Below are 7,203 nucleotides of genomic sequence, written 5' to 3' on the forward strand. Positions count from 1 at the left end.
TCCCATATTTTTATTGTAAAACGTGTCAGTGACATAACTGATTAGATTGGAAGATGACTTGCATGAGCGATAAGCAAACTCCTGAAAATGCAGTGGACTATAAAGCCACGCTAAACCTCCCAGGTACTGACTTTGCAATGAAAGCAAATTTGGCAGTACGTGAAGCGAAATGGTTAGAAGAGTGGTATGCCGACAACATTTATCAGCAGATTCGTGAATCGCGTATTGGCAAGAAAAAATACGTGCTTCATGACGGCCCTCCTTATGCCAATGGTCAAATTCATTTGGGTCATGCGGTCAACAAAGTACTCAAAGACATCATTATCAAAAGCCGTGTCATGGATGGCTTTGATGCACCGTATGTACCGGGCTGGGACTGTCACGGTTTGCCAATCGAACTCAAAGTCGAAGAAAAAGTCGGTAAAGTCGGCGTAAAAGTGGATGCATCTACCTTCCGTAAAGCCTGCCGTGAATATGCCTACACCCAAGTTGAGCTTCAAAAGAAAGACTTCGTACGTATGGGCGTATTCGGGGATTGGGACAATCCTTACTTAACGATGAACTTCAAACAAGAAGCTGACATCGTACGTTCATTGGGTGCAATCGCGAAAGCAGGTCATATCGAGCCAGGTCTGAAACCAGTCAACTGGTGTTTAGACTGTGGTTCATCACTCGCTGAAGCTGAAGTTGAATACGAAGATAAAAAATCTGACGCAATTGACGTCGGTTTCACGGTTGTAGACCTTGCTGATTTATCTGCACGTGTCGGCGTAGAAATCGCTGATCGTACGGATATCGTGATTTGGACAACAACGCCTTGGACCATGCCTGCCAACCAAGCGGTTGCATTACACGCTGAACTTGAATACCAACTGGTAAAAGCAACAGCCGAAGATAAAGCATCACAAAACTTCATCCTTGCGAAATCATTGGTTGAGTCTGCAACTCAGCGTTATGGCTTTACTGCATTTGAAGTGCTTGCTGAATTCACAGGTGCAAAACTTGAGAATTTAGTTCTTCAACATCCTTTAATTGCTGAGCGCCAAGTGCCAGTGATCTTGGGTGAACACGTCACCGATGCTAGCGGTACAGGTGCTGTACATACTGCACCGGGTCACGGTGTGGACGACTATAAAGTTGGCTTACAGTATAACTTGAAAGTTGAAAACCCAGTCGGTGGTAATGGTGTGTATTTACCAACGTCGCCAATCTTCCCGGGCGAGCACATCTACAAAGCCAATCCAAAAATTATTGCAGCATTAACTGAAGCAACCAAGCTTTGGGCACATGTAGTGATCAAGCATAGCTACCCGCATTGCTGGCGCCATAAAACCCCGATTATCTTCCGTGCGACACCACAATGGTTTATCAGCATGGATGCCAAAGGTCTGCGTCAAAATGCACTGAATGCGATTGAAAACGATATCAGCTTTGTACCGGACTGGGGTAAAAACCGTATCCAGGCGATGATTGAAGGTCGTCCGGACTGGTGTATTTCACGTCAACGTACTTGGGGTGTGCCAATTCCGTTCTTCGTACACAAAGACACCAATGAATTGCACCCACGTACGCCTGAACTGATTGAAGAAGTGGCTAAGCTGATCGAGCAAGAAGGCATTGATGGCTGGTATAACCGTGATGCCTCTGAGTTTATCGGTGCGGATGCTGAACAATACAACGCAGTTCGTGACACATTAGATGTCTGGTTTGACTCTGGTACAACGCACTATGCGGTACTGCGTGAACGTGAAGAACTGACTGATCCTGCTGATTTGTACCTTGAAGGTTCAGACCAGCACCGTGGCTGGTTCCAGTCGTCGTTATTGACCTCGATTGCGATTAACGAACGTGCGCCATATAAAGGTCTATTGACTCACGGTTTCGTCGTGGATGAAAAAGGCCGCAAGATGTCCAAGTCGATCGGTAACGTGATCACGCCGCAAGACATCATTAAAGATATGGGTGCGGATGGTTTACGTTTCTGGATCGCCTCTGCGGATTACCGTTATGAAATGACCGCTGGTAAAGAAATCTTTAGCCGTGCCTCTGACGGTTATCGTCGTATCCGTAACACGCTTCGTTTCTTGCTTGCTAACCTGAATGGCTTCAAACCATCAACAGATGCGCTTCCTGTAGATCAATTGATCGCGCTGGATCAATACATTCTGCAACGTGCATCTGAAGTGCAAGAAACCATTAAGAAAGCATACGAAGATATGAACTTCCATATCGTAACGACTGGTTTGACGAACTTCTGTATCAACGACCTGGGTGGTTTCTACTTAGACATCATCAAAGACCGTCAATACACCACGAAAGCGGATTCGCAAGCACGTCATTCTGCACAAACTGCGTTGTATCACTTGGTACAAGCATTCGTGCGTTGGATGTCACCAATCCTGAGCTTCACTGCACAAGAAGCTTGGCCGCTCATCCCTGAGCAATCAGAGAAATATGTGTTCACGGCTGAATGGTATGATATTCCTGTGGCTTCAACTGCAAATGTAGTATCTGAAGCTGAATGGCAAACGCTCATTGCTGTGAAATCTGCAGTAAATAAATTCATTGAAACTGCACGTACCGCTAAAACTGTCGGTTCTAACTTGTCTGCCAAAGTTGAACTTTGGGCAAATGCTGAATTAAAAGCAGTGCTAGATAAGTTAAGTGATGAGCTTCGTTTCGTCCTGATCACATCACAAGTGATCGTGAATGCATTTGATGCAGCACAAGGTGAAGCATCTGATCTTGAAGGCTTGAATGTGAAAGTGTCTGCAGCGGATGGCGAAAAATGCGTACGTTGCTGGCATGTATTACCAGATGTAAATACACATTCTGCACATCCTGGTCTATGCGGTCGTTGTATTATCAACCTTCCTACAGGCCAAGGCGAAGAGAGAAAATATGCCTAATACCCACACCAAAAAGGGCTTATTCCAGTTCTATCCACATAATTTATGGTGGGTTGGACTGGCCATTCTGGCGATCATTCTGGATCAATGGACCAAATGGATTGCAGTGACAAATCTGAACTATGCAGATCCTGTTCCTGTGCTGCCCTTTTTAAATTGGACACTGCTACATAACTATGGCGCTGCCTTTAGTTTTCTGTCCGATGCTGGTGGTTGGCAACGCTATTTCTTTACTTCACTGGCAGGTTTAGTGTCTGTAATCTTCGTGTTTTGGCTGATGCGTATGCCAAAAGACATGAAAATTTTACCGCTGGCGATTGCCCTGATTCTGGGTGGTGCCATCGGTAATTTAATTGACCGGGTCAGCCTCGGCTATGTAGTCGATTTTATTCATGTGTATTACCAGAACAGCCACTTCCCTGCGTTCAATATCGCAGATAGTGCTATTACTGTAGGCACTATTCTGATGCTGATTGATACCTTTTTCTTAGAAAAACATCGAATTCAACGGGCGCAAGCACAACATGACTGATTTTATTCATCCTAACGAAGAAACCCGGGTTGCAGACGGTTCTAAAGTCGAGCTGCACTTTTCTGTCGCAATCGAAAATGGCGTAGAAATTGACAATACCCGTAGCCGTGAAGAACCGGTCAGCCTGGTGATTGGCGATGGCAATTTACTGCCTGGTTTTGAAAAAGCACTGTTTGGTTTACGTGCCGGTGACCGTCGTACGGTGAGCCTGCCTCCAGAAGATGCTTTTGGTCCCTGGAATCCAGAAAACATCCAGAAATTTGATACGGTGAAGTTCAGAGAACGTCCAATCGAAGGTCACATGATCGAGTTTGAAGACAAAGCCAAAGCCACCCTGTATGGCGTGGTGAGATCGGTGAATGATGACATCACTGAAGTGGACTTTAACCATCCATTGGCAGGCAAAAACATCACCTTTGAAGTGGAAATCTTCAAAGTGACACCTGCGGGTCAGCAAGGCATTAAACTGATGTAAGACATCAGCTAATTAACTGATTTTAAAAAAGCTCCTTCGGGAGCTTTTTTATATTCCGGATACAAATCATCTCTAGTCACCTTCCTGAAATCTGATTAATTTAATTTGATGATCAGACCCGAAGAAAGGATGAAACATGAAAATTTATATTGTGGTTGGGAGTGTGCGTGAGGGACGTACTGCGATTAAAGTGGCGCACTGGGTACTGCAGGAAATTAAAAGTTATGCCTTTAGCACTTTAGAAACTGAAATTGTCGATCTAAAAGAATGGGATCTTCCGCTGTTTTCTGGTGCTCATCCGCCATTGACCGGGATTTATGATCAGCCCAAACAGCAAGACTGGGCCGACAAGATTGCACTCGGCGATGCCTTTATTTTTGTCACACCTGAATACAATCATGGCTATAGCCCTGCCCTGAAAAATGCCCTGGACTATCTCGGCAAGGAATGGCAAGGCAAACCGGCAGCTTATATTGGTTATGGCGCGACCAATGGCTCACGTTCGATTGACCAGATTCGTCAAGTCGGCACTCAACTTGGACTGGTAGATACCAATGCCGTGATTGAAATCCGTGACATCTTTGCACGCAACAAAGATTATTCCTTCCAAGGCAATGAATTTGATAATAAAAACTTAAAAGCTGTGGTGGATAGACTGATTCAATATGTCAGTGCTTAATGACTGGACGACAGCCCTGTACGTTTTAGCCTACATGCAGCGCAGAGTTTAGCCGCTATGCGGTCGTTTTATGCGAGGCTATAGTCATTACATAAACAGACAGGAAGTCTGCTAAGCGATACGACAACAATAAAAAGCGCCAATCAACAGGACGTTGACAGATTAGACAGGAGTCAGATCTGAGAAGCAAATCCAGAAAAGCCTCGACAGGATGTTGAGGCTTTTCTGTTTTTAAACTTTAGATTTAACTTGAATACTGATCGGGATGCATCAGACATTCACCTTAAACCCGAGATCAACATCACAGGCGGCTTGCCCTCCTCGAATTCCCCAATTTTCCAATGCACTTTCTCTCAGATGAATCAGAATATGATCTGCAGGAATACCGATTTCCCCGAGACTTTTGACCATCTGCTGATACAAATTGCGCTTGGTCTCCAGACTGCGGCCAGCAAAACAGTCAATACTGATCAAGGTAAAATATTCAGGCTGAGCTAAATGGCTCATATACTGAAAACGATGCGCTTCATGCACGACCAGACGAATATTACGATCATATTCAGGCAGCTGAAAGGCAGTTTTCACACAATGAAATACGCTGTTAAGCAATTGTTCCTCAACTGCTTGAGGATATTGTTGGCGAACTTCAATTTGAATCATGGGCATAGGAGTTTCCTTTTTATTATTTTATCGACGTTTTTATTTATATCAGTTGATGCATATCAAAAGAGTTTTCTCTCGCTAACATACAGCAAAATCATCACCGCAGTTTATGATTTGGTCAGATGATCATTTTGAAACAGTATTTTTAAAATTATCTTTTAAAATTCGGCTGTCGGCTTTGACCTACAATCCATGCAGTTAAACTGCCCTATTGCGTTGTATCGCTTCAGGCTATATTCAGATCATACCAAGACAGGAAGTCTTGTAAGAAAAATAAAAAAATTCACGTAGCAGGATGCTGATCGGTATAACAGACATTATACCTTTAACAGAATATGAAAAGGCCTTCACAGGATGTAGAGGCCTTTTTCTTTCATGCCAGCATCAGCTTAAAAAGATTTTTATTCAGATGGTCAGCTTATTCAATATTTCATATTTAGATAAGCATCCTAAAAGCAGAGGATTAAGGTGCTGTCATTTTTAACAAACCGGCTTGCGAACCATCTTGAATCACCCACAGTGAACCATCCTGTGCCTGAGCAACCCCGCGAGTCCGCTCCTTCATATCCAGACGCTGGACTTCTTTCACTGGAGTCTGGGTCGTATCCACAATCACAATCGCCTTGGAAGACAGACCGGTCGCAATCGCTTTATTTTTCCATTTCGGGAAGACATTAGCCGTATAAAACATTAAATCTGAAGGAGAAATTACCGGAGTCCAATCCAGTGCCGGGGCCTCAAATTCAGGTCGGGTACTGTGGTCAGGAATCGGCTTGCCATCATAATGATCGCCATTGGACACTAACGGATAACCATAATTTTTAGCTTTGACAATCTTGTTCAGTTCATCGCCGCCTTTTGGTCCCATTTCGATCACCCAAAGCTGCCCTTTCGGATCAAAAGCCATGCCTAGAGGATTACGATGTCCAAGACTCCAGACCTGCTGGGCAATTTTACCCTGATTCATAAACGGATTATCGGCAGGGATTGAGCCATCATCATTCAGGCGAATAATTTTACCGGCGTTGGATTGCATATCCTGTGCAGGGTTGAATTGCTGACGTTCTCCTGAACTGATCCATAACTTACCATCCGACCCGAATACAATCCGATGGGCATAATGTCCCTGGCCTGAAAATTTCGGCACTTGCGTCCAGATCCGTTCAATTTGTGTGAGTTGAGGAGTGGCTTGATTTAAGTTTAATTTACCCCGGATCACCACTGCACCATATCCGCCTTGGCCTTGTTCAGCATAGCTCAGATATACCCACCGATTCTTTGCAAAATCGGGATGTAAAGCAACTTCGCCTAAGCCACCCTGGCCTCCATATGCGACTTGAGGTATGCCTTTAACTTCAATTTTTTTCTTGGTTTTTGGATCAAAGAGCTGCAATTTTCCTTTGCGCTCAGTAATTAATAGTCGGCCATCCTTTAAAGTAGTAATCGCCCACGGCTCATTAAATTGAGCAACCTGTTCAACCTTATATTTTTGCAAGTTAGAAGAGACTGCATCCGATTTGGCAGCTGATGTAGATACCTCTTGACTACTTCTAGAAGATGAATTCTCTGCATGACAGGCAGTAAATGCTAAAGCACAACAACTGAGTAGAATTTTTATTTTAAATTGCGACAACATTATCTTCTCCATACTGATTTATTGTTCAAATTAACATCAAGATACAGAATTTATAATGTAAATTCAGCAGAGAAAGGTAAATAGATACATTTTAAAAACTATAAAACGAGTTAATTTTGAAGTTTTATTTATAATTTTTGCACATAAAAAAATCCCCCTCTGCCTTGGCGGAGGGGGATTTTGGAATAATGAGCTGGCGATGACTTACTCTCACATGGGTAACCCCACACTACCATCAGCGCTAAGAGGTTTCACTTCTGAGTTCGGGAAGGGATCAGGTGGTTCACTCTTGCTATGGTCGCCAGCACA

Annotated in this window: 6 protein-coding genes and 1 rRNA gene; 4 read left to right on the top strand and 3 right to left on the bottom strand. The window is 43.8% G+C overall.

The genetic code is table 11. The features are described 5' to 3' along the window. Window positions 1-62 precede the first annotated feature (62 nt). The 4 genes from ileS to FTV08_RS09520 all read left to right on the top strand — a co-directional run bounded on the left by ileS (window position 63) and on the right by FTV08_RS09520 (window position 4,595). Entirely contained in the window at window positions 63-2,909 is a 2,847-nt protein-coding gene (ileS, locus tag FTV08_RS09505) for an isoleucine--tRNA ligase (protein WP_180087191.1), read from the top strand. Continuing rightward, window positions 2,902-3,441, top strand: coding sequence for a signal peptidase II (lspA, locus tag FTV08_RS09510; protein ID WP_004281218.1), 540 nt, complete (start codon window positions 2,902-2,904; stop codon window positions 3,439-3,441). Before ileS ends, lspA begins: the two co-directional genes overlap by 8 nt. Next, on the top strand, window positions 3,434-3,916 hold the full coding sequence (locus FTV08_RS09515) for a peptidylprolyl isomerase (RefSeq protein ID WP_180087192.1): 483 nt from the start codon (window positions 3,434-3,436) through the stop codon (window positions 3,914-3,916). Before lspA ends, FTV08_RS09515 begins: the two co-directional genes overlap by 8 nt. 136 nt (window positions 3,917-4,052) lie before the next feature. Continuing rightward, complete coding sequence (locus FTV08_RS09520; protein WP_004281216.1) at window positions 4,053-4,595, top strand: NADPH-dependent FMN reductase; 543 nt, start codon at window positions 4,053-4,055, stop codon at window positions 4,593-4,595. Between the two features lie 270 nt (window positions 4,596-4,865). Here the strand turns inward: FTV08_RS09520 and FTV08_RS09525 are convergent, their stop codons facing one another. The 3 genes from FTV08_RS09525 to rrf all read right to left on the bottom strand — a co-directional run bounded on the left by FTV08_RS09525 (window position 4,866) and on the right by rrf (window position 7,200). Then, window positions 4,866-5,261 carry a tautomerase family protein gene (locus tag FTV08_RS09525; RefSeq protein ID WP_085064418.1) on the bottom strand — a complete coding sequence of 132 codons (396 nt, stop codon included), beginning with the start codon at window positions 5,259-5,261 and terminating at the stop codon, window positions 4,866-4,868. 460 nt (window positions 5,262-5,721) lie between these two features. Further along, window positions 5,722-6,894 carry a PQQ-dependent sugar dehydrogenase gene (locus FTV08_RS09530; RefSeq protein ID WP_180087193.1) on the bottom strand — a complete coding sequence of 391 codons (1,173 nt, stop codon included), beginning with the start codon at window positions 6,892-6,894 and terminating at the stop codon, window positions 5,722-5,724. A gap of 191 nt (window positions 6,895-7,085) precedes the next feature. Continuing rightward, window positions 7,086-7,200, bottom strand: a 5S ribosomal RNA gene (rrf, locus tag FTV08_RS09535). Window positions 7,201-7,203 lie beyond the last annotated feature (3 nt).

This window comes from Acinetobacter sp. YH12226, assembly GCF_013417805.1.
GTDB lineage: Bacteria > Pseudomonadota > Gammaproteobacteria > Pseudomonadales > Moraxellaceae > Acinetobacter.